At 69.8% G+C, this 22,488-nt stretch carries 24 protein-coding genes; 17 read left to right on the forward strand and 7 right to left on the reverse strand.

Annotation, left to right across the window (positions count from 1 at the left end):
• The first annotated feature begins 86 nt into the window (after positions 1 to 86).
• Positions 87 to 806: a UDP-2,3-diacylglucosamine diphosphatase gene (locus C693_RS0101595; RefSeq protein WP_017460496.1), complete on the forward strand. Its 720-nt coding sequence runs from the start codon at positions 87 to 89 to the stop codon at positions 804 to 806.
• Here the strand turns inward: C693_RS0101595 and C693_RS20845 are convergent.
• Complete coding sequence (locus C693_RS20845) at positions 796 to 2,901, reverse strand: hybrid sensor histidine kinase/response regulator (RefSeq protein ID WP_017460497.1); 2,106 nt, start codon at positions 2,899 to 2,901, stop codon at positions 796 to 798. The genes C693_RS0101595 and C693_RS20845 overlap by 11 nt on opposite strands.
• A gap of 188 nt (positions 2,902 to 3,089) precedes the next feature.
• Between C693_RS20845 and C693_RS0101605 the strand changes: the two genes are divergently transcribed.
• From C693_RS0101605 to C693_RS0101620, 4 genes are all read left to right on the forward strand, one after another.
• Positions 3,090 to 3,782 carry an aspartate/glutamate racemase family protein gene (locus tag C693_RS0101605; protein WP_017460498.1) on the forward strand — a complete coding sequence of 231 codons (693 nt, stop codon included), beginning with the start codon at positions 3,090 to 3,092 and terminating at the stop codon, positions 3,780 to 3,782.
• Positions 3,783 to 3,890: 108 nt separating this feature from the next.
• The gene (locus tag C693_RS0101610) at positions 3,891 to 5,525 is read left to right on the forward strand and encodes a carboxylesterase/lipase family protein (RefSeq protein WP_017460499.1); all 1,635 of its coding nucleotides are present in this window, start codon (positions 3,891 to 3,893) and stop codon (positions 5,523 to 5,525) included.
• Between the two features lie 80 nt (positions 5,526 to 5,605).
• Positions 5,606 to 7,282, forward strand: coding sequence for a diguanylate cyclase (locus C693_RS0101615; protein ID WP_017460500.1), 1,677 nt, complete (start codon positions 5,606 to 5,608; stop codon positions 7,280 to 7,282).
• Between the two features lie 32 nt (positions 7,283 to 7,314).
• Complete coding sequence (locus C693_RS0101620; protein ID WP_017460501.1) at positions 7,315 to 7,863, forward strand: DUF6630 family protein; 549 nt, start codon at positions 7,315 to 7,317, stop codon at positions 7,861 to 7,863.
• Between the two features lie 4 nt (positions 7,864 to 7,867).
• Here the strand turns inward: C693_RS0101620 and C693_RS0101625 are convergent, their stop codons facing one another.
• Entirely contained in the window at positions 7,868 to 8,140 is a 273-nt protein-coding gene (locus C693_RS0101625) for a hypothetical protein (RefSeq protein ID WP_017460502.1), read from the reverse strand.
• A 118-nt stretch (positions 8,141 to 8,258) separates the two neighbouring features.
• Here C693_RS0101625 and C693_RS0101630 point away from each other — a divergent pair, with 118 nt between their 5' ends.
• The 3 genes from C693_RS0101630 to C693_RS0101640 all read left to right on the forward strand — a co-directional run bounded on the left by C693_RS0101630 (position 8,259) and on the right by C693_RS0101640 (position 11,601).
• Positions 8,259 to 9,593 (forward strand): metal-dependent hydrolase family protein, encoded by a 1,335-nt coding sequence (locus tag C693_RS0101630; protein WP_017460503.1) that lies wholly within the window; start codon positions 8,259 to 8,261, stop codon positions 9,591 to 9,593.
• Positions 9,594 to 9,756: 163 nt separating this feature from the next.
• Positions 9,757 to 11,142: a cytochrome C gene (locus C693_RS0101635; RefSeq protein WP_241762611.1), complete on the forward strand. Its 1,386-nt coding sequence runs from the start codon at positions 9,757 to 9,759 to the stop codon at positions 11,140 to 11,142.
• Positions 11,143 to 11,226: 84 nt separating this feature from the next.
• Positions 11,227 to 11,601 (forward strand): YciI family protein, encoded by a 375-nt coding sequence (locus tag C693_RS0101640; RefSeq protein ID WP_017460505.1) that lies wholly within the window; start codon positions 11,227 to 11,229, stop codon positions 11,599 to 11,601.
• A gap of 143 nt (positions 11,602 to 11,744) precedes the next feature.
• Here the strand turns inward: C693_RS0101640 and C693_RS0101645 are convergent, their stop codons facing one another.
• Positions 11,745 to 12,590 (reverse strand): endonuclease/exonuclease/phosphatase family protein, encoded by an 846-nt coding sequence (locus C693_RS0101645; protein WP_017460506.1) that lies wholly within the window; start codon positions 12,588 to 12,590, stop codon positions 11,745 to 11,747.
• A 27-nt stretch (positions 12,591 to 12,617) separates the two neighbouring features.
• On the reverse strand, positions 12,618 to 13,268 hold the full coding sequence (gene pncA / locus C693_RS0101650) for a bifunctional nicotinamidase/pyrazinamidase (RefSeq protein ID WP_017460507.1): 651 nt from the start codon (positions 13,266 to 13,268) through the stop codon (positions 12,618 to 12,620).
• Between the two features lie 148 nt (positions 13,269 to 13,416).
• Here pncA and C693_RS0101655 point away from each other — a divergent pair, with 148 nt between their 5' ends.
• The 3 genes from C693_RS0101655 to C693_RS20850 all read left to right on the forward strand — a co-directional run bounded on the left by C693_RS0101655 (position 13,417) and on the right by C693_RS20850 (position 15,261).
• Positions 13,417 to 14,133: an HAD family hydrolase gene (locus C693_RS0101655; RefSeq protein WP_017460508.1), complete on the forward strand. Its 717-nt coding sequence runs from the start codon at positions 13,417 to 13,419 to the stop codon at positions 14,131 to 14,133.
• Positions 14,134 to 14,261: 128 nt separating this feature from the next.
• Positions 14,262 to 14,717, forward strand: coding sequence for a PA2169 family four-helix-bundle protein (locus tag C693_RS0101660; RefSeq protein ID WP_017460509.1), 456 nt, complete (start codon positions 14,262 to 14,264; stop codon positions 14,715 to 14,717).
• Positions 14,718 to 14,775: 58 nt separating this feature from the next.
• Positions 14,776 to 15,261, forward strand: a complete 486-nt coding sequence (locus C693_RS20850; protein WP_043598325.1) for a PIN domain-containing protein — start codon at positions 14,776 to 14,778, stop codon at positions 15,259 to 15,261.
• Here C693_RS20850 and C693_RS0101670 read toward each other — a convergent pair.
• Positions 15,200 to 16,144, reverse strand: a complete 945-nt coding sequence (locus C693_RS0101670; RefSeq protein ID WP_017460511.1) for a sulfotransferase family protein — start codon at positions 16,142 to 16,144, stop codon at positions 15,200 to 15,202. The two genes, C693_RS20850 and C693_RS0101670, sit on opposite strands and share 62 nt — an antisense overlap.
• Positions 16,145 to 16,293: 149 nt before the next feature.
• Here C693_RS0101670 and C693_RS0101675 point away from each other — a divergent pair, with 149 nt between their 5' ends.
• Together C693_RS0101675 and C693_RS0101680 are read left to right on the forward strand one after the other, a co-directional pair.
• Positions 16,294 to 16,482 carry a CPXCG motif-containing cysteine-rich protein gene (locus tag C693_RS0101675; RefSeq protein WP_017460512.1) on the forward strand — a complete coding sequence of 63 codons (189 nt, stop codon included), beginning with the start codon at positions 16,294 to 16,296 and terminating at the stop codon, positions 16,480 to 16,482.
• Positions 16,483 to 16,511: 29 nt separating this feature from the next.
• Complete coding sequence (locus C693_RS0101680; protein WP_017460513.1) at positions 16,512 to 16,898, forward strand: hypothetical protein; 387 nt, start codon at positions 16,512 to 16,514, stop codon at positions 16,896 to 16,898.
• On the opposite strand, the gene cls is transcribed toward C693_RS0101680, so the two are convergent.
• Positions 16,895 to 18,274: a cardiolipin synthase gene (gene cls / locus C693_RS0101685; protein WP_017460514.1), complete on the reverse strand. Its 1,380-nt coding sequence runs from the start codon at positions 18,272 to 18,274 to the stop codon at positions 16,895 to 16,897. The genes C693_RS0101680 and cls overlap by 4 nt on opposite strands.
• A gap of 1 nt (position 18,275) precedes the next feature.
• On the reverse strand, positions 18,276 to 19,187 hold the full coding sequence (locus tag C693_RS0101690) for a LysR family transcriptional regulator (protein WP_241762612.1): 912 nt from the start codon (positions 19,185 to 19,187) through the stop codon (positions 18,276 to 18,278).
• Between the two features lie 120 nt (positions 19,188 to 19,307).
• Here C693_RS0101690 and C693_RS0101695 point away from each other — a divergent pair, with 120 nt between their 5' ends.
• From C693_RS0101695 to C693_RS23415, 4 genes are all read left to right on the forward strand, one after another.
• Complete coding sequence (locus C693_RS0101695; RefSeq protein ID WP_043598308.1) at positions 19,308 to 19,832, forward strand: ester cyclase; 525 nt, start codon at positions 19,308 to 19,310, stop codon at positions 19,830 to 19,832.
• Complete coding sequence (locus C693_RS0101700; RefSeq protein WP_017460517.1) at positions 19,829 to 21,025, forward strand: MFS transporter; 1,197 nt, start codon at positions 19,829 to 19,831, stop codon at positions 21,023 to 21,025. The genes C693_RS0101695 and C693_RS0101700 overlap by 4 nt, the downstream gene beginning before the upstream one ends.
• 46 nt (positions 21,026 to 21,071) lie before the next feature.
• Positions 21,072 to 22,088 carry a zinc-binding alcohol dehydrogenase family protein gene (locus tag C693_RS0101705; protein WP_017460518.1) on the forward strand — a complete coding sequence of 339 codons (1,017 nt, stop codon included), beginning with the start codon at positions 21,072 to 21,074 and terminating at the stop codon, positions 22,086 to 22,088.
• 77 nt (positions 22,089 to 22,165) lie between these two features.
• Complete coding sequence (locus C693_RS23415; RefSeq protein WP_017460519.1) at positions 22,166 to 22,456, forward strand: hypothetical protein; 291 nt, start codon at positions 22,166 to 22,168, stop codon at positions 22,454 to 22,456.
• Positions 22,457 to 22,488 lie beyond the last annotated feature (32 nt).

Below are 22,488 nucleotides of genomic sequence, written 5' to 3' on the forward strand. Positions count from 1 at the left end.
GTGAAGCCGGCCGGCCGCCCCCGACAGGGCACAATGGCGCGATGGTCATCCATGCGCCCCGAATGAATATCCCCCGAGCTTTCCTCATGTCCGACCTGCACCTGGATGCGGGTCGGCCGGAGCTGACGGCGATCTTCCAGCGATTTCTGGCCGACTGCCCGGGCCGCGTCGACGAGCTGTTTCTTCTGGGCGACATCTTCGAGGCCTGGATCGGCGACGACGACGATGCGCCCTGGCTCGTGCCGGTGGTCGACGCGCTGCGGCGTGCCGGCGATGCCGGTGTGCGCATCTTTTTCCAGCACGGCAACCGCGATTTCCTGCTGGGCGAGGCATTCGCCGCCCGTGCCGGGATGATCCTGTTGCCGGAGTCGCTGCCGCTGGACCTGGGCGGGGTCGCCACGGTCCTGTGCCACGGCGACGCGCTCTGCACCGACGACCTGGACTATCAGGCGTTCCGGGCCCGCTCGCGCGATCCCGCCTGGCAGGCCCAGATTCTGGCGATGCCGCTCGAGGCCCGTCGCGGACTGGCGCGACAACTGCGGCAGGAGAGCATGGACGGACAGCAGCGCCGGCTTGCCGAGGATGGTGTGCTGACCGATGTGAACGAGGCGGCGGTCCGTGACTGCATGCACGACCATGGTGCGGTGCGACTGATCCATGGCCACACGCATCGGCCCGCCGCCCACAGCGTGGCACTCGATGGCGGAAGCGGCGAGCGCGTGGTGCTGGCCGACTGGCGTTCCGAGGGCGAGGTACTGGAGGTGCGGCCCGACGGAAGCTTCCGCCGCCACATGCTCAGGGGCTGATCGACTCCCATTGTCGCCAGAGGTCGTCCAGTACGTGGCGGACATGCTTTTGCAGTCGGGCTCTGGCTGCCGCTTCGCCCTTGCCCGACCGGACTGCATCGCGCAGGCCGGTGCATAGCGCTTCGCCATCGTCGTCGCCGATCGCCAGAAAGACGTTCTTCATCTCGTGAAGCAGGTCGGCGGTGTCGCCGCGGCCGTTGCTCTCTTCCAGCACCCGATCCAGCCGTGACAGCTCGCGGTGGCCGAGACGGATGTAGTTGCGCACCTCGTCGGAGGGTGCAAGGGTCCGCAGCAGGTCGATCGAGATGCGCCCGGTCGCGACTCCGGCCCCGGACGTCGCCGTCGTCCCGGCCGCCGGTCCGGCATCGCCGACCGCCGCCAGCAAGCGGTCGAGCGCGATCGGCTTGGTCAGGTAGCCCGACGCCCCCATCGCGAGGGCACGCTGCACCACCTCGGCGTCCGAGTCGGCACTGAGCATGACCAGTCGCGGTCGCGGGCCCGCCTGCGCCTTGGCCAGGGCAGCCAGCACGTCGAGTCCGGACATGCCTGGCATATGCACGTCGAGCAGCAGCAGGTCGAACGTGTCGCCATGCTGCAGCCGGGCGATCACCTCGTTGCCGCTGCGTGCGGTCGAGACCACGTGGCCGGCGCGCTCCAGCAGTCGGGTGACCACCTGCCGGTTGGCCTCGTTGTCGTCCACCACCAGGCAGTGCCGCGGCGGAAATCGGCGACGGTGGTCTTCGAGCAGTTGGAGCACGTCCGCGTCGCCTGGCAGTGGCGTGCCGGTCGGTGCGCGTTCCAGTGGCAGCTCCAGGCGGAACACGCTGCCGCCGCCCTCGCGATCGCGCACGCTTATCGTGCCGCCGCTGTGGCGTGCGAAGCCCTGCACGATGTGCAAGCCGAGGCCGACGCCATCCTCGCGGCGCGCGTGACCGTAGCTGACCTGCACGAAGGGATCGAAGATCCGTGCCCGGTCCGCGGCCGGTATGCCGGGTCCGCTGTCGGCAACCTCGAGCGTGATCTGCCGATCCGTGCACGACGCATGCAGCGACACGCGCCCCCCTTCGGGCGTGAACTTGATGGCGTTGCCGAGCAGGTTGGTCAGCACCTGCTCGAGGCGACCGGCATCGCCGACGGCCAGCAGCCCCGCCGGACTGTCGTCGTGCAGCGTGATGGCGAGCTCTCTGCGGTCGGCCAGCGGCTTCATCATCTCGAAGGCCTGCCGAACGACCTGGCGCAGATCGAACGGCTCGCGCGCCAGACCGAAGCGGCCCGCGTTCAGGGCGGCCACGTCGAGCACGTCGTTCACCCTCTGCAGCAGCGAACGGGCGTTGACCTGCACCGCCCGCAGGCTCGCGCGATCGTCCACGGACAGGTGTTCGGAGTCGATCAACGAAGAGGCATGGATCACCGTGTTGAGCGGCGTGCGCAGCTCATGGCTCATCGTCGCCAGGAAGCGGCCCTGGGCGTCGCGCGAGGCGATGGCCGATTGGGACACTTCGGCCAGCAGGGCGAGCAGCCGGTTCACCGTCATCGGCAGGCCGCATAGCAGCAGCAGCGCGAACGGGATGAATGCCGGTCGCACCGCCCAATAGCCGGGCGGTGCGGCCAGGCCCACCACCAGTACGGTGCTGGCCATGCAGGCCAGGAATGCCCGTCGCCCCAGTCGGGCGCCGACCAGGATGGTGGTGAATGGCAGCACCGCGATCATCGAGATCGAAATGTTCCAGGCCAGGTGCAGCATCAGGCCGATGCCCAGCACGTTGGCGATGGCGCCGGCGGTATCGACACGGTCGCCGTCGGGAATCCACCCTTGCCTCATGCCCACCGCCCAGGCGATCGCCAGCCACAGCAGCAGGGGAACCCAGGGCAGCAGCCGGGCGGCTTCCAGCGGCAAGGTGTTGCCCTGGCTCGGCGGGCCGGCGTAGCGGGCCCACCACACGGTCCACAGCGAGACCAGCACCAGGAAGCCGACGCGGCGCAGGCTTGCCTGCCGCTCGCCGTAACCTGCCACCACCCGGTCGAGCCGTTCGTTGGCGAGGCGTTGTGCGATCTGACGCAGGGAGGTCGAAGGTGCCAGGGTCGGGCGTTCCATGGAATCCGGCGGTCGAAGGGGCATCGAGGGACATTCTCGCAGCGTCGTGTCCACGCTGTCCGCCCGGTGGATTGGACCGGGCCGGCGCCGGCCCCGATCATGTCAGGCAACCGTGCGCTACGCGACGCCGATGGCGCTGCGCTGCACCTTCGCCTTTTACCGTCATCCGGGACACAACCGTGACAACCATGAAGACGATCGGACTGCTGGGCGGCATGAGCTGGGAATCGACCGTCCCCTACTACCGCCTGATCAACGAGGCCGTGAAGCAGCGGCTGGGCGGCCTGCACTCGGCCAGGTTGCTGCTGCACAGTGTGGATTTCGCCGAGATCGAAGCGTTGCAGCGCAGCGGTGACTGGGAGGCTGCCGGACGCCAGCTCGCGTCCGCAGCGCGGGGTCTGGAGACGGCCGGAGCCGACCTGCTGTTGATCGGCGCCAACACCATGCACCGGGTCGCCCCGGCAGTGGAGGCGGCGATCGGCATTCCCCTGCTGCATGTGGGAGATGCCACGGCGCGGGCGGTGCGGGCGGCGGACATCGCGCGCGTGGGGCTGCTCGGTACGCGCTTCACGATGGAGCAGGCGTTCTACGTCGATCGCCTTGCCGCGCATGGTCTCGACGTGCTGGTGCCGCCTCCCGCAGAGCGGGAGGAGGTGCATCGGGTGATCTACCAGGAGCTGTGCGCCGGTCGATTCGAACCGTCTTCGCGTGCACGCTTTCGCCAGGTCATGGCCGGTCTGGTGTCGCGCGGTGCGCAGGGCGTGATCCTCGGCTGCACCGAGATCGGCCTGCTGGTCGACGCGGACGATGCCAGCGTGCCGCTGTTCGACACCACGCGCCTGCATGCCCTGGCTGCCGTCGAGGCGGCGCTGGGCGGTTGAGCGACGCACGGCAGCCATCGCGCGGACGGCCGTTCCGCGCATTGGATGGCCGGTGCGGCCTGTTCTAGGCTTGGACGCCTGCCGTCCGTCTTCCATGGAGATCCGCCGATGCCACGTTCGTCCCTGCTGCGGCGTTGCCGCCGGTCGTCGTTCCTGTTCGCCGTTGCGGCGCTGACACTCACGGCCGGCGCGGTGCAGGCGGCCGTTGTATCGGCGCCGCACGCCCGGGTTTCAGGCGGCACCCTGGCGGGCAAACGGGTCACCGTCGATGGCGTGGCGCTGCAGGAATTCCAGGGCATTCCCTACGCCGCTCCGCCCGTCGGACCGCTGCGCTGGAAGCCGCCGCAGCCGTCGTCACCGTGGCAGGGCGTGCGCGACGCAACCGGTTTCGGGCCGCGCTGCATGCAGTTGCCGCTGTTCGGCGACATGGTGTTCCGCTCGCGCGGCATGAGCGAAGACTGCCTCTATCTGAACGTCTGGGCGCCGGCCGACCGCGGCAACGGAAAGCGTCCGGTGCTGGTGTATTTCTACGGCGGCGGCTATCTCGCCGGCGACGGCTCGGAGCCGCGCTACGACGGTGCCAGCCTTGCGGCGAAGGGCCTGGTCACGGTCACGGTGAACTATCGCCTGGGCGTGTTCGGATTCCTGGCCACGTCGTCGCTCGCGGCCGAATCGCCGCAGCACGCCACCGGCAATTACGGGCTGCTCGACCAGGCTGCCGCGTTGCGCTGGGTGCGCGCCAATATCGCGCAGTTCGGCGGCGATCCAGCGCATATCACCATCGGCGGGGAATCGGCCGGCTCGATCTCGGTGAGTGCGCTCATGGTCTCGCCGCTGAGCAGGAACCTGATCGTCGGCGCGATCGGCGAGAGCGGCGCCTTGATCGCCCCCATCGCGCCGCAGGGGCGGACGCAGGCAGAGGCCACGGGCGCGGCTTTCATGAAGCAGGTCGGTGCCGGTTCGCTGGCGGCGCTGCGGGCCATGCCGGCGCAGGCGCTGCTGCAGGCGAGCGGTCTGCAGGCCGTGCCGGCGCCCGGTTTCGCGCCCGACGTCGATGGCCTGTTCCTCGACGAGCCGCCGGTGGACACGTTTGCCCGCGGGGCGCAGGCGCAGGTGCCGCTGCTTCTGGGTTCCAACTCGCAGGAGGGTTTCTACACCGCGGTGCTGAAGAACGAGCCGCCCACTCCGGCGAACTATCGTGCTGCGTTGATGCGGCTGTTCGGCGATCGCGCGGACGAGGCGCTGCGGCTGTACCCGGGCGCCACCCGCGACGAGGTGATGCGTTCGGCCACCGCGCTGGCTGGCGACCTGTTCATCGCGCACAGCACCTGGCGCTGGATGGAGCTGCAGCGCGCGCACAGCGCCGCGCCGGTGTACTTCTACTACTACGCCCATCCGCGCCCGGCCAAGCGCGACCCGCAGGCGGGCGAGCAGTCGGACAGCGGTGCCGTGCACAGCGGCGAGATCGAGTACGCGCTGGGCAACCTGGACGGCAACCACGTCTACGCATGGACGCCGGCGGACCGGGCCGTGTCGCGCACCATGCAGGACTACTTCGCGAATTTCATCGCGCACGGGGATCCCAACGGCGCAGGCCTGCCGCGGTGGCCTGCGGTCGCCGCCTCGCACGGCGGCCTGCTGCGGCAGACGATCGATGTGGACACCCGTACCGAGGTGGACCGTGGCGCGGCGCGGCAGGCGTTCCTGCGCGAATTCCTGGCCGTGCATCCCGATCCGCTCTGAGTTCGTAAAATTCTCAGCGCCTCACGAACCGCTCATCCGGGTGGAGGCATGATTTCCCGCGGTTGAGCTGGAGTCCGCCCATGATCGCTCCCGATCCGGAAACCGAAGCCCGGCGTCTGGCCAGACTGCGGACGCTCTCGGTGCTGGACACCGCGCCGGAGGCACTTTTCGATGGCCTGGCCCAGGCAGCTGCTGCTGCCCTGGGCACCCCGATCGCCGCGGTAAACCTGATCGACGCGGACCGCCAGTGGACCAAGGCCGGCGTCGGCGTGGAGGTCGGCGCCAGCCGTCCGCGCAGCGAGGCGCTCTGCGCGCACGCCATTCTCGGCGACGCCGTGCTCGAGGTGCCCGACGCGCGGCATGACCCCCGCTTCGCCGACAACCCCATGGTCAGCTGCCCGGGCGGCATCCGCTTCTACGCGGGAGCGCCGATCACCCTGGACGACGGCTCGCGGCTTGGTGCGCTGTGTGCGGTGGATCGCCAGCCCCGTACGCTCAACGCATCCCAGCGCGAGCTGCTTCAGTCGCTGGCCAGGGTGGCGTCCGAGGCCCTGCAGCTGCGACTGGATTCGCTCGAGCGGGAGGTGCTGCTCGAGCGCACCGGTCGCCTGGCGCAGGTCGGCGGATGGTCGTTGGATCTTTCCAGCAATGTGCTGCGCTGGTCCCCGCAGACGTTCCACCTGCACGATCTGCCGGTCGGAACCCCGCCGTCGCTCGAGCAGGCATTGGCTTTCTATCCGGCCGAGGCGCGGCAACGGCTGGTGCAGGCGATCGAGCGCGCCCGACGCGAGGGTGGCGACTGGGATCTGGAGCTGCCGCTGGTGACGGCGACCGGACGCAAGCTGTGGGTGCGCGCCATGGGACGGGTGGAATACCTCGACGACGGCCAGCCGCACCGGCTGGTCGGCGCGATCCAGGACATCAGCATCCGGCGCCAGGTGACGACCGCGCTGGAAACCAGCGAGCGCCGTTTCCGCCAGATGTTCCAGTACAGCCCGGGCCTGATCTGCACGCATGACCACGAGGGCGTGCTGCTGTCGGTGAACCCGGCCGCGGCGCGCGCCCTCGGATACTCGGTGGGCGAGTTGCTGGGCCGGCCGCTTTCCGACTTCATGCCCGAATCGCGCCGCCCCGCGTTCCGCGACTACCTGCTGCGGATCATCACCACCAGCAGCGACAGCGGCGTGATGGAGCTGCTGGCCAAGGACGGGCGACACCTCATGTGGCAGTACCACAACGTGCTCGACGACGAGGCGGACGAGCCTTACATCCTCGGCCACGCCCAGGACATCACCGAGCGCTTCGAGATGGAGCAGCAACTGCGCGAGTGGTCGGTGCACGACGCGCTGACCGGCTGCTACAACCGGCGCTACCTGGCCGAGCTGGAGGCCGGTCCGTCGCGCCGCTGGGGCTGTATCACGGTGGACCTGGACCACTTCAAGCAGGTCAACGATACCTATGGCCACCAGCGCGGCGACGAAGTGCTGCAGGAGATGGCGCACTTCCTGAAGAGCCACGTGCGCGCAGGGGACGCCGTGGTGCGCCTGGGCGGCGACGAATTCCTCATGCTGCTGCGCGACGCCGACGACGAAGTGACCGCCGAGGCGATGCTGCGGATCGACCGGGACCGGGCGACGGCACCGATCGGCTTCACCCTGGGCGCGGCCAACTTCGGTGGCGAAGTGTCCCTGGACGAGGGTCTGGCCGAGGCGGACCGTCGCCTGTACGCGCAGCGGGCGCTGGATCGCGGCGGCTGAACGGCTTTCCTCGCGCGGGCGTTCGCGCCAACATGCGCATCCCGCGCGCATCGCGCACCGCCGGCAGCACCGCCATGCACGAGTTCGACGACGATCCGGCCGACGATTCCGACGACTCGCTGGAAGCGCGCGTGTGGCAGCTGCTGCTGCTGGTCAACCCGGGCGACGAGGACACCGCGCTGCGCCACTTCGCCACCTGGCGCGACGTGCAGGCCGAGTCCGACGGCCTCGCCGATCCGCTGGAAACGATCGGCGAGGTGATCGACTGGAGTGCCGGCTTCCGCGTCGACGACGCGACCACCCTGATGCAGGCGCTGGACGAGCTGGCCGCGCGCTGGAATCTGTCGATCGACTGGGGCGGCGACCCCGATGACGAGGATTTCCTCGACGCCCACGAGGTGCCCGACCTGCTGGGGATCGCCTACGACCGCCTGCTCGAACGCGGCTACACGGTGTGGACCTACGAGTCGCCGGGCGCGGCCTGGGCCGGCTGGATCACCCGCACCGACGAGGCCGAGCCGATGCGCGAGGTGGCCACGGCGCTGGGCGTTAACCTGCGCCCGGCCTGCGACGCCGGTTGAGCGGTCAGCCCGGCTCGCCCGGGGTGTCGTCGAAGCCGGTGTAGTCGTCGGGGAACCGCGGGGTGCCGTCCTCCTCCAGCCCGGACAGGTCTGCCAGCGCCCTTTCGGCGGCGGCCTCGGCCTTGTCCGGGTCGCGGAAGCTGCGGTTCTCGCAGATCGCGTAGTACACCGGGAACCCGCCGGCCAGCGGGGTGACCGCCAGCCAGGCGGTGTAGCGCGACCCTTCGAGGGTGGCGCCCGAACGGACGTGATAGCGGTCGAAGCGGCGCTCGGCCATGGACGATCTCCTGCGGCAGGTGCAGAAGTGTAGCGGCGCATGCGCCGAACGTCGGGCTGCCCAGTCATGCGGGCTGCCGGTACATTCGGCGGGCCATTCCACCCAGGGGGAGCCCTCGATGTCCAAGCGTCCGTCTTTCGTCCCGCGCCTGCTCTGCGGCGCCGTCCTTGTTGCGCTGGCCGGTCAGGCTCTTGCCCGCGACGCTGCGCCTGCCGCGCCGCTGACTGCGGTGAGGGCCGCACACTGGATCGACGCCGAGTCCGGCCGCGAGCGAGGCCCGGTGGTGGTGCTGGTGCAGGGCGAGCGGATCACCGCGGTCAACGAGGGCACCGACGTGCCGGCGGGCGCGAAGCTGATCGATCTGGGCGACGCCACGCTGCTGCCTGGCCTGATCGACGTGCACGTGCACCTCACTTCCGACCCGACCACCGGCACCGGCAACTACTACCAGGACGCCCTCACGCTGGACGTGATCGACGACGCGGTGATCGCGCCGACGCTGGCCAAGCGCACGCTCGATGCAGGCTTCACCACCGTGCGCAACGTCGGCGCGCCGGGCTACGTCGACGTGTCGCTGCGCAACGCGATCGACCGCGGGCTGATTCCCGGCCCGCGCATGCTGGTGGCCACCGTGCCGCTGGGCTCCACCGGCGGCCACGCCGACGACACCACCGGTTTCTCGCCGGATATCCGCTTCGAGGGTCCCACCGGCGTGGCCGATGGGGTGGGCGCGGTGCGCGCCCGCGTGCGCGAGGACGTCAAGCGCGGTGCCGACGTGATCAAGTTCATGGCCAGCGCCGGCGTGCTCAGCAACGAGGCCTCGGTGGGCGCGCCGCAGTACACCCAGGCGGAGATGGACGCGATCGTCGACGAGGCGCACCGCTGGGGCAAGAAGGTGGCGGCGCACGCGCACGGCGCCGAGGCGATCAAGATGGCGATCCGCGCCGGCGTCGATTCGGTCGAGCACTGCAGCTTCATCGACGCCGAGGGCCTGAAGATGGCCAAGGCGCGCGGCACCTATCTCGACTTCGACATCTACAACGACGACTACATCCTGGCCGAGTACGCCAAACTCGGCACGCCGCCGGCGCAGATCGCCAAGGAGAAGCTGGTTGGCCGCGTGCAGCGGGAGAACTTCCGCAAGGCGGTTGAGGCCGGCGAGAAGATGGCCTTCGCCACCGATGCCGGCGTGTATCCGCACGGCTGGAACGGCAAGCAGTTCGCCAAGATGGTGCAGTGGGGCATGACGCCGATGCAGGCGATCCAGTCCGCTACCTGGAATGCCGCCGACCTGCTCGGCTGGCGCGACCGCGTGGGCGCGATCAAGCCGGGCCTGTATGCCGACCTCGTCGCGGTGAAGGCCGATCCGCTCAAGGACGTCAGCGCGCTCGAGCATGTCGACTTCGTGATGAAGGGCGGCGTGGTCGATCGCAGCGACATCGGCGAACGTTGATCTCGGGTGTCCCTGGGGCTGTGGCGTTCCGCCACGCCCCAGGAACGCACTATCGTGCGAACGCGAATGCGTGTTGACGCGAGTCAATTCGGATCCGGTCGCGCAGGTCGATGCTTCCTCCAAGGCCGCCAAACAGGGGCGGTGATGCCTGGAGGATTCCAAAATGAAAGCTGTGTCTCCCGGAAGGGGCAAGCGCGTGTTGCGCGCAGGTGGCGGCCTCGCGCTGCTCGGACTGGTCGTGGCCATGTTCGGCATGGCGGCCAGCCGGGTCGACGCAGTACCGTCTTTCGCCCGCCAGACCAAGCTGCCGTGCAGTGCCTGCCACATCGGCGGCTTCGGTCCGCAGCTCACCAGCTTCGGTCGCCAGTTCAAGCTGATGGGCTACACCATGAAGACCGGCGACGGCCCCGACGTGCCGCTGTCGGCGATGCTGGTCGAGTCCTTCACGCACACCGCGAAGGCGCAGACCGACCCGCCGGCCGACGGCTTCAGCCGCAACAACAACGCTGAGCTGCAACAGGCCTCGGTGTTCCTTGCCGGGCGCGTCAGCGAGCATGTGGGCGTGTTCGCCCAGGCGACCTACGAGGAAAACGGCGGGCTGCTGGGCTGGGACAACATGGACGTGCGCTACGCCAACAGCTTCACCTCCGGCGCGCACAACGCGATCTGGGGCGTCTCGCTCAACAACAACCCGACCGTCACCGACGTGTTCAACACCGCGCCGGCCTGGCAGTTCCCGTACATGGGCGCCGACCTGGCCCCCGGTGCACCGGCGATGCCGATGCTGTTCGGCGGACTCGGCGGCCAGGTGATCGGCGTCAACGGCTACCTGCAGCTGGACGGCAAGTGGTACGGCGAGGTCGGTGCCTACCGTTCGCTGTCGCCTTCGTTCCTGCGTGACGTGAACGCGGACTTCGACGGTCGCCTCGCCTCGACCGCGCCGTATGCGCGGGCGGCCTACACCTGGAATCTGCCGGCCGGAAACCTCGAGGTGGGTGGCTTCTACCTGCACGCCCGCCGTGGCCTGCCGGGCACCAACGCCGCAGGTGACGCGGTGGCCCTGGCCGGGCCGTCCGACCGCTTCGACGACCTCGGTGTGGACGCCAGCTACCAGCGCGCCTTCGGCAGCGATCACCTGGTCACCGTCAACGCCCTGTACGTCGACGAGCGCCAGAAGCTCGACGCCACCTACGGCTCGGGCGGATCGAGCAACCTCAACGGTCGCCTCGACGCGCTCAACCTGGACGGCAGCTACTGGTACCGCAATACCTGGGGCGCCACGCTGGACCTGTTCGCCGACAACGGCCGCAGCGACACGATCCTCTACGGGGATGCCGGCAAGCCGGACACCCGCGGCGGCACGATCGAGGCCGACTGGAATCCGTTCGGCGAGTCCGACTCGTGGGAGCAGCCGTGGGCGAACGTGCGCGTCGGCCTCGAGTACACCTTCTACACCCGCTTCGCCGGACGCGTGCACAACGTGGATGGTGCCGGCCGCAGCGCCAGCGACAACAACACCACCTACCTGTACGTCTGGCTGGCGATCTGACCGCCACCGCAGCGTGCAGGGAAAGGGGGACACCGGCTAAGGTGTCCCCCTTTCCATTTCCGGTGCACGGACGGTGAGGTCGGCATGAAGTTCCTGGTGATGATCTACAGCGACGACCAGCTGCTCGGCGAACTGCCCTCGGGCCAGTTCGACCAGATGATGCAGGGGTGTTTCCGTCACGCCGACGAGCTGGCGGCCGAGGGCAGCCTGCTCGGCTCGCAGCAGCTGGAGCATCCGGTGACCGCGCGCACCGTGCGCGTGCGCGACGGCAAGACGGCGGTGTTCGACGGCCCGTTCGCCGAGACCCGCGAGTACCTGGCCGGCTTCAACCTGATCGAGGCGGCCGACATGGACGAGGCGGTGCGTATCGCACAGAGCTTCCCCTGGTCGCGCACCGGCGCGATCGAGGTGCGGCCGATCCGCGACATGGACGCCGTGCGCCAGCGCGTCGGCGCCTGAGCAAAAAAGGGCCGCGCCGGGATCGCCGGCGCGGCCAAAGGGTTTGAACCGACCACTGCCATGGACGGAGCCGTTGCCGGAGGGGGATCCGCAGCGGCCCGCGCAGTATCGGGAGCGGGTGTCTCAGATGCCGCGACGAGCGCTCAGGGCTGTTTCCAGTCCAGCACCGCGACCACCGGGAAGTGGTCCGACGGGTACACCTTGCCTTCGTGCACGGTGATCGTGTCGGCGCTCCGCGCGGTGAGGCCGCGGGTGAGGATCCAGTCGATCTGTTCGGTCGGCTGGCCGGTGAAGGCGTGGAAGGTCTTGTCCGGGCCGGCGTGCTCAGGCGCGGTCGCGCGCGCGTCGGTGAGTGCGCGGGCGAGCAGGGCGTGGGCCCGGCTCGCCGGGGTGGTGTTGAAGTCGCCCACCAGCACCACCGGCACGTTCTTCGGCAGCGCCTCGATGTGCGCGAGGATCTCCTTCGCTCCCTTGGTGCGCGCCGCTTCGTCCCCGTCGCGGTAGGGCAGGTGGGTGTCGAAGAAGTAGAAGCGCCGGCCATCGGCCTTCCGTTCGAACAGCGCCCAGGTGACCATGCGCGGGAACGGGTGGCCCCAGGAGATGCTGCCGGGCACGTCCGGCGTATCGGACAGCCAGAAATTGCCGGACTCCAGCACCTTCAGCCGGTCGGTGCGGTAGAACACACCCATGTGCTCGTCGCCATCGCCGCCGCGGCGGCCCTCGCCGAACCAGGCGTAGTGCGGCAGCTTCGCCACCACGTAGTCGCCCTGTTCCTTGTGCAGCTCCTGCGTGCCGAACACATCCGGATCGGCGTCGCGGACGGTGCGCACGAACAGGTCGCGGCGGTTCACCCACACGTTCACCCCGTCGGGCGAGGGCGTGCGCACGTTGAAAGTCATCACGCGCAGCGGCGCGATGGTCGCCGCCCCCGCCGATCCGGCGAGGACCAGCAGTACGGCGGCGAGCAGCCAGCACAGAGAACGAGGCATGGGAAAGCTCCGTAGGAGGGGATGGGGTCAGCCGGCCAGTGCGGCCGCATCGGCCACGGCGATGCCGTCACGGGCGAGTGCGGCTCGGGTGGGTTCGTCGCCGGCCGGCGTCACCGGTCGGCACAGGTCCCACAATACCCGCGTGCGGAAACCCAGGCGGGCGGCGTCCTGTGCGCTCCACAGCACGCAGACGTCGCGTGCCAGCCCGCACAGGTAGACCGTATCCACGCCGCGCTCGCGCAGCCAGCCCGCCAGGCCGGTCGAGGGGCGCACGCCGCCCGGTCCATGGTTCTCGCGGAACGCGCTGTAGGAGTCCACGCGCGGGTCGTTGCCCTTGCGGATCACCATGCCCACGCCCGACCAGTCCACCCCGGGATGCAGTGCCGCTCCCGGCGTGCCCTGCACGCAGTGGTCGGGCCACAGCGTCTGCGGGTGGTCGTAGAGGTCGATGCTCTCGAACGGTGCGCGGTCGGGGTGCGAACTGGCGAACGAGACGTGGCCGGACGGATGCCAGTCCTGGGTGGCGACCACGTGGCCGAAGCAGCGCGTGCGCAGCAGCGCGTCGATGCCCGGCACGATCGCGTCGCCCTCGTGGCAGGCCAGCGCGCCGCCGGGCATGAAATCCCGCTGCAGGTCGATGACGAGGAGCGCGGCACGGGAGAGATGGGTGGTGGCCATGGCGGCAGCCCGGGAGAGACCAGCCCAGATGATGCCTGTTCGACGGCCGCGGCGGGGAGTCGGCGACGCCGCCGGGAGCCTCTGCGACAATTTCCCTCTCCCCGCCGGCGGCGGGGGACCCGCAACACGGCAAAGGACAGGCGCATCCATGATCACGATGGTCGGCTTCGACGGCGACGACACCCTCTGGCACAGCGAGGGCTATTACCAGGCCGCCCACGCGGCTTTCTCGGAAATCCTCGGGCACTACGTGGACCTGGGCGACCGCGGCCTGCACGACGACATGCTGCTGACCGAGCGGCGCAACCTGGCGCTGTTCGGCTACGGCGCCAAGGGCATGACGCTGTCGATGGTCGAGACCGCCATCGCACTCACCGACGCGCGCATCTCGGCGAAGGACATCCACCGGCTGGTGGAGATCGGCAAGGGCGTACTGCAGCATCCGGTCGAGCTGCTGCCGGGCATCCGCGAGGCAGTGGAGGCGGTGGCGGACGAGCACGCGGTGGTACTGATCACCAAGGGTGACCTGTTCCACCAGGAGAAGAAGGTCGCCCGGTCGGGCCTGGCCGACCTGTTCCGCCGCATCGAGATCGTGTCGGAAAAGAATGCCGACACCTACCGCCGGCTGCTCGACGAGTTCGCCGTGACCCCGGCGCAGTTCGCGATGGTCGGCAACTCGCTGCGCTCGGACATCGAGCCGGTGGTACGCCTCGGCGGCTGGGGCGTGCACGTGCCCTATCACGTGACCTGGAGCCACGAGCTCGATCACGGGCTGGGCGACTCGCACGAACGGATGCTCACGGTGGAGTCCCCGGCGGGCATTCCCGCGGCGGTGCGGGCACTGGGTGAACTGGCCGCCGGCTGAACGCGCCACGCCCCCTGCACACAGGTGAAGGCCCCGCTGGCGCGGGCTTCACCCGCGAGCGCAGGCATCGCAGCCAGCATGCGGACAAAGGGCGTACCGCCCCGTCCGAGGCCACCGAGGAGCGTCCCATGCCAGCCAGCCAGCACGATGTCGACCGACTGACCACCCTGATCGCCTATGCCAGCGCCAATGCCGACGCCTGCTTCGAGGCGGCGAACGACGCGGAGGGATTCCGCGTCGCCGCGTCGCTGGCGCATCGCGCGCAGGAGCGCCGGGCGGTCGCCGCGCATCTGCGGGGCTGCCTCCAGCAGGACGGCTCCGGCGAGGCGCCTTCGTCGGCCTCGTCCCCCGCCCCGGTTGCTCCCAGGGTCGAGGCCCGGCGCGGTGTCGGGCCGGCGGATGCAAGGGTGGTCGAAATGGCCGGGCGCGACGAGGACGAGCTGCAGGCGGCGTTCGAGTCGGCGCTCGACGACGATGCGCTGTCGCCGCAGGCGCGGATGGTCGTGCTCAAGGCCTACGTTGCCGTGCGTACCGGGGGCGACCAGATGCGCGACCTGCATCGCTCGCTGCAGGCCGGCGCCTGACCCGGCGAGGTCGCTTGGGCTAAAGTGCGGCCGCCTCCGCATGCCTGTTGCCGCCGCCATGTCCGACGAGTCCCGCGATGCCGTGCCGCGCATCGTGCTCGATACCAACGTCTGCCTGGACCTGTTCCTGTTCCGGGATCCAGCCTGCGCACCGCTGGCGGGTGCGCTGACGAGCGGGCGGGTCCGCGCGGTGGCTGACGCGGCCTGCCGCGACGAGTGGCTGCGCGTGCTGGAGTACCCCAGCGTGCCGATCCGGCCGGAGCAGCGGGACGGCCTGCGCGAGCGCTTCGATGCCACCTTGGTGCAGCTCACCGACCTTCCCGATCCGGCCGGCCTCGGTCCCTTGCCGGTGTGTCGCGACCCCGACGACCAGAAGTTCCTCGAGCTCGCCCTGGCCAGCGGGGCGCAATGGTTGCTCAGCAAGGATCGCCACCTGCTCAAGCTGGCGCGACGTACCCGCAAGGCGGGCCAGTTCCTGATCCTCAAGCCGGACCAGTGGTCCGAGGCGCTGGTCGGGCGGACGCTGTTGCGCGAGGCGGGCTGAAGCTTCCGGGCTCGGCCGGGGCATCGTCACTGTCGGCCGCGCGGCACTGCTGCCGGAGCGGCTCGAGCGGGACCAGTCGTTGCGACAGCCAGTCCAGCAGCCGTGGGCCGAACAGCGTACGGGCCTTGCTGCGGGGCTGGCGCAGGTTGCCCAGGACGGCCTGGCGCTTCCAGGGCTCGTCGGCGAGGTCGGCGATCGGCTGGGCGCAGGCCTCGGCCAGCGGGGTGTCGGGATCCAGTTGCAGTGCCTCGCAGAGCCGGCGCCATTCGCGCGAGGCGTCGCCGACGAAATCGTCGAGGAACACGAAATGGTGGTTCGGCTTGCCGATATACCGGCGATGGAGGGTGGTTGCCCGGTTCCAGCGGTTCGCCCACAGTTTTGCACCGCCGCCGAAGCCATGGTTGTCGTCGAATTGGAGGTTGGCGTCGGCGATCGATGCAACCACGTCCAGACCATTGCGGATCACGTGGACGAAGCGGGCATCCGGCACGTGCCGCTCGATCTCGGGGATGTACAGCAGGTGGTTCGGGGTCTTCTCGATCCACATCGAACACCCGGCCGCCGCCGCGTGGTCGTCGAGCAACCCGACGAAGCGTTCGGTGCATGCAGCCAGCCGCAGCGGCACCAACACGTCGCCGCCACCCAGCCTTCCCTGCAGTTGCTGCAGCACGTGCCGGCCGTGCCTGCGGGCGAAGCCCATCTCGACCGCGCGCCGTCGCCGCTGCGGGACGCCATGGTCCCGCCAGCGCCAGTGCAGCTCGCCGTAAAGATGCTCGAAGAACGCCGTCTCCGGCAGCGTCGCGACTTCGGGGTGGCGCGCCAGCATGGCCTGGACGATGGTCGTGCCCGAGCGGGGGCAGCCGACGATGAAGGTGCGGCGCATGGGCGGCTCCGGTGCGGCAGCGGCGTGGATCGGCCCTGTCCGAACGTTCCCGCGGGGATCGGGTTGACGCATCCGGCGGCCGGCCCGACGGTCGGCGCGCCGCAGGCGATATGGTTCAATCGCAGCTCCCCCGAAGTGCCGAGGCCTGCATGCTGGATGCCGTGATGATCGATTGTCCTTACTGCGGCGAGCCGATCGAACTCCTGATCGAGCCGGCGGAGGATTCATACAGCTACGTCGAGGATTGCCACGTGTGCTGCCGCCCCATCGACGTCTCGGTGCAGGTGGATCCGGCGGGTGGAATCGCGGTGAGCGTGGGGTCGCAGGACGATGTCTGAGCACCTTTCCGCCTGCCCTGGAGCGCGCCATGCCGTATGACCAGTCCTGGATGGGTTACGGCTTCGTCGGAGGGCTGGAAGCCGGCACCATCAGCGCCGTCGCCGGGGCCCTGCTGTTCGCGCTGTTCCACGCCGTCGGCCGTCGCGGTGGCTGGAGCGAGGCGAGGAAGATCGGCTGGTCCTACCTGCTCGGCGTGGTGCTGAGTGCCGGCGCGGACATCGGCAACCTGTTCTATTTCAACTACGGACGGCTGCAGTCGCTGGCCCTGTTGCGCGCCAAGCTGGCCGAAGTGCACGACCCGGACAACCTGGGCACGCGGGTGTTCTGCGAACTGGCCGGGGTCGGCGTGGGGATCTGGCTGGCCTGGCTGGCGATCGACTGGTGCAGGCGTCGCGGCGGCCGACCCGCCCGTTAGAGAATCGGGTCGAACAGCCGCGCCACGTGCATGGCGACGCGGCGCAGGTAGGGGGCCTGGCGATACTCGGCCTCGGTGACCGGACGGCATTGCGCCAGATCCTCCTGCAGCATGGCTTCCACCGCGCGCGCGAAGCCGTCGTCGACGGCGATGGCGCTCAGCTCGAAGTTCAGCCGGAACGATCGGCTGTCCAGGTTCATGCTGCCGATGGCGGCGGTGTGTCCGTCGACCAGCAGGGCTTTCTGGTGCAGGAAGCCCGGCTGGTAGCGATAGATGCCGATGCCGCGCTGTACCGCCTCGTGTGCGTGCAGGGTGGAGGCGAGGAACACGCCGCGGTGATCGGGGCGCGAGGGGATCAGCACGCGCACGTCGACGCCCCGCAGCACGGCCAGCTGCAGCGCGGCCATCACCGCCGCGTCGGGCACGAAGTAGGGTGTGCTCAGCCACAGCCGCTCGCGCGCGGCATGGATCAGCGCGGTGAAGCAGAGTGATCCGGTTTCCTGCGGGTCGGCGGGGCCGCTGGTCACCACCAGCAGGCTGGCCTCTCCCTGCGGTGGCGTGGGGATGTCGTCGGGGAGCCGCATGCCGGTGGTCCAGCGCCAGTCGTCGGCGAACGCCTGGCGCAGGTCGGTCACGCCCGGCCCGGCAAAGCCCAGGTGGGTGTCGCGCCATGGTGACAGCGGCGGGCGGGCGCCGAGGTACTCGTCGCCGACATTGAGCCCGCCGACGAAGCCCCGCGCTCCGTCGATCACCAGCAGCTTGCGGTGGTTGCGGAAGTTGAGCTGGAAGCGGTTGCGCCAGCGCCGTCCGGCGAAGGCGTGTACCTCCACGCCGCCGCTGCGCAACGCGTCGACGTACGACTCCGGCAGCTCGTGGCTGCCGATACCGTCGTACAGCAGGTGCACGCGCACGCCCGCGGCCGCGCGATCCAGCAGGGCCCTGGCGAAGCGCTTGCCCAGGGTGTCGTCGTGGACGATGAAGAACTGCGCCAGCACCTCGCGGCGTGCGGTGGCGATCGCGGCGAACATGGCATCGAACGCGGCCTCGCCGTTCACCAGCAGCTGCAGCGCGTGGCCGCGCCGGAACGGGCGCCCGGCCAGCGTGGCCAGCGCATCCAGGCGCAGGCAGGCCGGATGCGTGCCGGCTTCCACCGGCGGAGCGCCGGGCAGTCGCCGCGGCGTTTCCAGGTAACCATGCACCTGGCTCGAGCCGAGGTAGAGGTAGGGCACCAGCGTCACGTACGGCAGCAGCACCAGCCCGAGCGCCCATGCCATCGCTCCCTGCGGCGTGCGCGCATGCACCACCGCGTGCATCGCCGCGATCGCGCCCAGCGCGTGCAGGCAGAGTGCCGACAGGGCGATGATGTCGGTGAGCATGTCAGGTCATCGCCCGGCGCACGGTGTCGAGCACGTCGCCTTCGTGCCGCTGCAGGCGCTCGTGCAGGAAGTCGACGAACAGCCGGATGCGGGCGGGCAGGAAGCGGCGGCTGGGGTAGATGGCATGGATGTTCGCCTCGGGCGTGGCGATCTCGGCCAGCAGCGGCACCAGCCGCCCGCTCCGCACATCCTCGGCAATGTCCCAGGCGGATTTGAAGGTCAGGCCGTGGCCTGCGACGGCGAGCTGGCGCAGCAGGTCGCCGCTGTCGCAGGTCATCGTTGCCTCGAGCCGCAACGGTCGCGGCCCATGTGCGGTCTGCAGTGTCCACGGCAACAGGCCGCGCCCCGGGCGATGCAGCATCAGGCAGGCATGTCCGGCCAGCTCGTCCACGTCTGCGGGGCGTCCGTGCTTCTCCAGGTAGGACGGCGCTGCGCAGACCACACGGTAGTTCAATGCCAACCGGCGCGAGACCAGCCGGGAGTCGCCGAGTGCACCGCTGCGCACGGCCACGTCGACGCCATGTTCGAACAGGTCGAGGGTGGCGTCGGAGACGCTGATGCGCAGGCGCAGCCGTGGATGCATCGCGGCGAATTCGGCGGCCAGCGGGGCGATCCAGTGCCGGCCGAGGTCGGCCGGCGCTGCCACGTGCAGCAGGCCGCGTGCCTCCATCTGGCCCGCGCCGAGGCTGGCGTGGGCTTCGTCGAGGTCGGCCAGGATGGCGACGCAGCGTTCGTAATAGGCCGCGCCTTCGTCGGTGAGGGTGAGGCGGCGCGAACTGCGCTGCAGCAGCCGTACGCCAAGGGCGTGCTCCAGCCGGGTCAGCCGCTTGCTGGCCGCGGCGGGCGACAGCCCGAGTTCACGCCCGGCCGCCGACAGGCTGCCATCGGCCACGGCACGAACGAAGAGCCGCATGGCGTCCAGATCGACCATCTTTAACTCTCAGGAAAAGATGCTTGCCCAGTTTGGCCAATTCTCTGCCTTGGCGGCAAGTTGCACGATGGCGCCGTCGAAATCCTTCCCCGAGGCTCCACCATGAAACGAGTTTCCTCCTTGCTGGGCGCACTGGCCATTGCCACGACTGCATCCGCGACCGGCGCGGCGCCGACCCTGGTCCGGGCGCATCAGACCATCGCCACGGCCCCGGTCGATGCGGCCGCCATGACCCGCGCCGCATTGCGCTATGCCAGCTTCTGGAACACCGGTGACGAAGCGCTGGCCCGCGCGGCACTGGCTCCCGGCTTCGTCGACCGCACGCCGCCGCCCGGGCGCGCACCGGGTGTGGAGGGCGCGCTGGCTGCCTCGCGCGATTTCCGTGCAGCGGTGCCCGACCTCGGCTGCACCGTGGAGCAGCTGATCGTCACCGGCGACCGGGTGGTCTCGCACCTGCACTTCCGCGGCCACTTCACCGGACGCTTCGGCAATCGCCAGGGCCACGGTCAGCCGGTGGATTTCATCGCCACCGACATCTATCGCATCGTCGATGGCCTGATCGCCGACAACTGGCACCTGGAAGACAACCTGACCCTGCTCAAACAGCTCGGGGTGGTCGCGCCATGAGTGTGGAGCGTTCCCGCCTGGCGCTGTTCGCGCTGGCCGTGGCGGCCTTCGCCATCGGCACCACCGAGTTCGTGATCATGGGCCTGCTGCCGGAAGTGGCCGGCGACCTGCGCGTGAGCATTCCTTCCGCCGGCCTGCTGGTGTCCGGCTACGCGCTGGGCGTGGCCGGTGGCGCGCCGCTGCTGGCGCTGTTCACCGCGCGGATGGAGCGACGTCACGCGTTGCTGCTGCTGCTCGGCCTTTTCATCGCCGGCAACGCGCTGTGTGCGGTGGCACCGAACTACGCGCTGCTGATGCTGGCGCGCGTGCTCGCCGCGTTCTGCCACGGTTCGTTCTTCGGTATCGGCGCGGTGGTCGCGGCGCATCTGGTTCCGCCGTCGCGTCGGGCGCAGGCGATCGCGCTGATGTTCGCCGGGCTGACCCTGGCCAACGTGCTGGGCGTGCCGTTCGGTACCTTCCTCGGCCAGTGGGCCGGCTGGCGCTCCACTTTCGCGGCGGTGACCGGGCTCGGCGTGCTGGCGGCGATCGCGGTGTGGCGCCTGGTGCCGCCGCTGCCGGACCTGACCGCACCGGACCTGCGCCGCGAACTGGGCGTGCTGCGCCAGCGGCAGGTGCTCTTGGCGCTGGCGATGACCGTGCTCGGTTTCGGCGGCGTGTTCACCGTGTTCACCTACATCGCGCCGATCCTGCAGCAGCAGGCGCACGTCAGCGTCGCCGCCACCGGCTGGGTACTGGTGCTGTTCGGTGCCGGCACCACGCTCGGCAACCTGCTCGGCGGGCGCCTGGCCGACTGGCGGCTGATGCCGGCGTTGATCGGCATCCTCGCCGTGCTGGGCCTGGTGCTGCTGGGTTTTGCCTGGACCATGCAGCACACGCTGCTGGCGGTGGTGACCGTGTTCGTCTGGGGCGTGGCGGCCTTCGCCACCGTGCCGCCGCTGCAGATGCGCGTGGTGCAGCAGGCCGGCAACGCGCCGAACCTGGCCTCCACGCTCAACATCGCGGCGTTCAACCTGGGCAATGCGCTGGGTGCGTTCCTCGGCGGTGCGGTGATCAGCGCGGGCCTTGGCCTGCCGGCGGTGAGCGTGGCAGGTGCCGCCCTGGCCTGGACGGGGCTCGCGGTAACCGTCGTCAGTCTCCTGCTGCAGTATCCCCGGCGCCCGGAGTGCAACGTCCCCACGGTCGAGCTGGGTTAGCCTGATGCCTTTCTCTCCCCCTTGTTCCCCGCGTCGAGGAGTCGCCATGAAAGCCGTCGTCTACCGCCATTCACTGCCCATCGAAGCTGCGGACAGCCTGGTCGATGCCAACCTGCCCGACCCGGCAGCGCCGGTCGGCCGGGATCTGCTGGTGCGCGTGCATGCGGTGTCGGTAAACCCGGTGGATACCAAGATCCGTCGCAACGTGGACCCGGCCGGCGCCGACAAGGTGCTCGGCTGGGATGCCGCCGGCGTGGTGGTGGCGGTCGGCCCCGAGGCTTCGCTGTTCAAACCCGGCGACGCGGTTTTCTACGCCGGCGCCATCGACCGCGCCGGCAGCAATGCCGAGCTGCAACTGGTCGATGAGCGCATCGTCGGACGCAAGCCGTCCTCGCTGGATTTTGCCCAGGCGGCGGCGCTGCCGTTGACCGCGCTGACGGCGTGGGAGCTCCTGTTCGACCGGCTTGGCGTGGCGCGCGGCGAGGCTGGCGGCACCTTGCTGGTGGTCGGCGCGGCCGGCGGCGTGGGTTCGATGGCGATACAGATCGCGCGCAAGCTCACCGGCCTGACCGTGATCGGCAGCGCCTCGCGCCCGGAAACCCAGGCCTGGGTGCGCGAGCTGGGCGCCCACCACGTGGTCGATCATCGCCACGGCCTGCTCGAGCCGGTGCGCGCCGTGGCGCCGGATGGTGTGGACTACGTGATGAGCCTGACCCACACCGAGCAGCACTACGAGGCGCTGGTCGAGCTGCTTCGGCCGCAGGGAAAGCTGGGGTTGATCGACGATCCGGCCACGCCGATCGACATCCGCGCGATGAAGCGCAAGAGCATCTCGCTGCATTGGGAGTTCATGTACACGCGCTCGCTGTTCCGCACCGCGGACATGGTGGCCCAGCACAAGATGCTGCAGGAAGTGGCCGACCTGGTGGATGCTGGCGCGCTGCAGGGCACCATGCGCGAGCACTTCGGCACCATCGATGCGGCCAACCTGCGCCGCGCGCACGCCCAGCTGGAAAGCGGCAGCACCATCGGCAAGATCGTCCTGGAAGGATTTGGCGGCTGAGCCTGCAACCCTTTCGCGGCCGTCCGCATCTGAAAGGATGCGGGCGCCCGGTTGGCGCCTATCGAAGGAGCAGGACGATGGTCACCCTGGCCGTGCTGGTGATGGTGGTGGGTTTCCTGTGGCTGGCGGCGTCGCTGGTCGGCCTCGTGTTCAAGCTGGCGTTCGCCCTGGTCGGCGGCGCGATCGGCCTGATCGCCGGGTTGGTCGGCCTGCTGGTCGGGGCGTTGGCGTTGCTGCTGGTGGCGCCCGTGGTGCTGCTGGCGCTGTTGCCGGTGATGCTGCCGGTGCTGGCGCTGGTCGGCCTGGTGTGGCTGGTGGTGCGGGCTTCGCGCCGACCGACGCCGGTGCCGGTCAACGCCGGTCGCTGATACGCGAAGCCCCCGGCAGTCGCCGGGGGCTT

Origin of the sequence: Dyella ginsengisoli LA-4, from assembly GCF_000334915.1 — a bacterium.
Classification (GTDB): Bacteria; Pseudomonadota; Gammaproteobacteria; order Xanthomonadales; family Rhodanobacteraceae; genus Dyella_A; species Dyella_A ginsengisoli_A.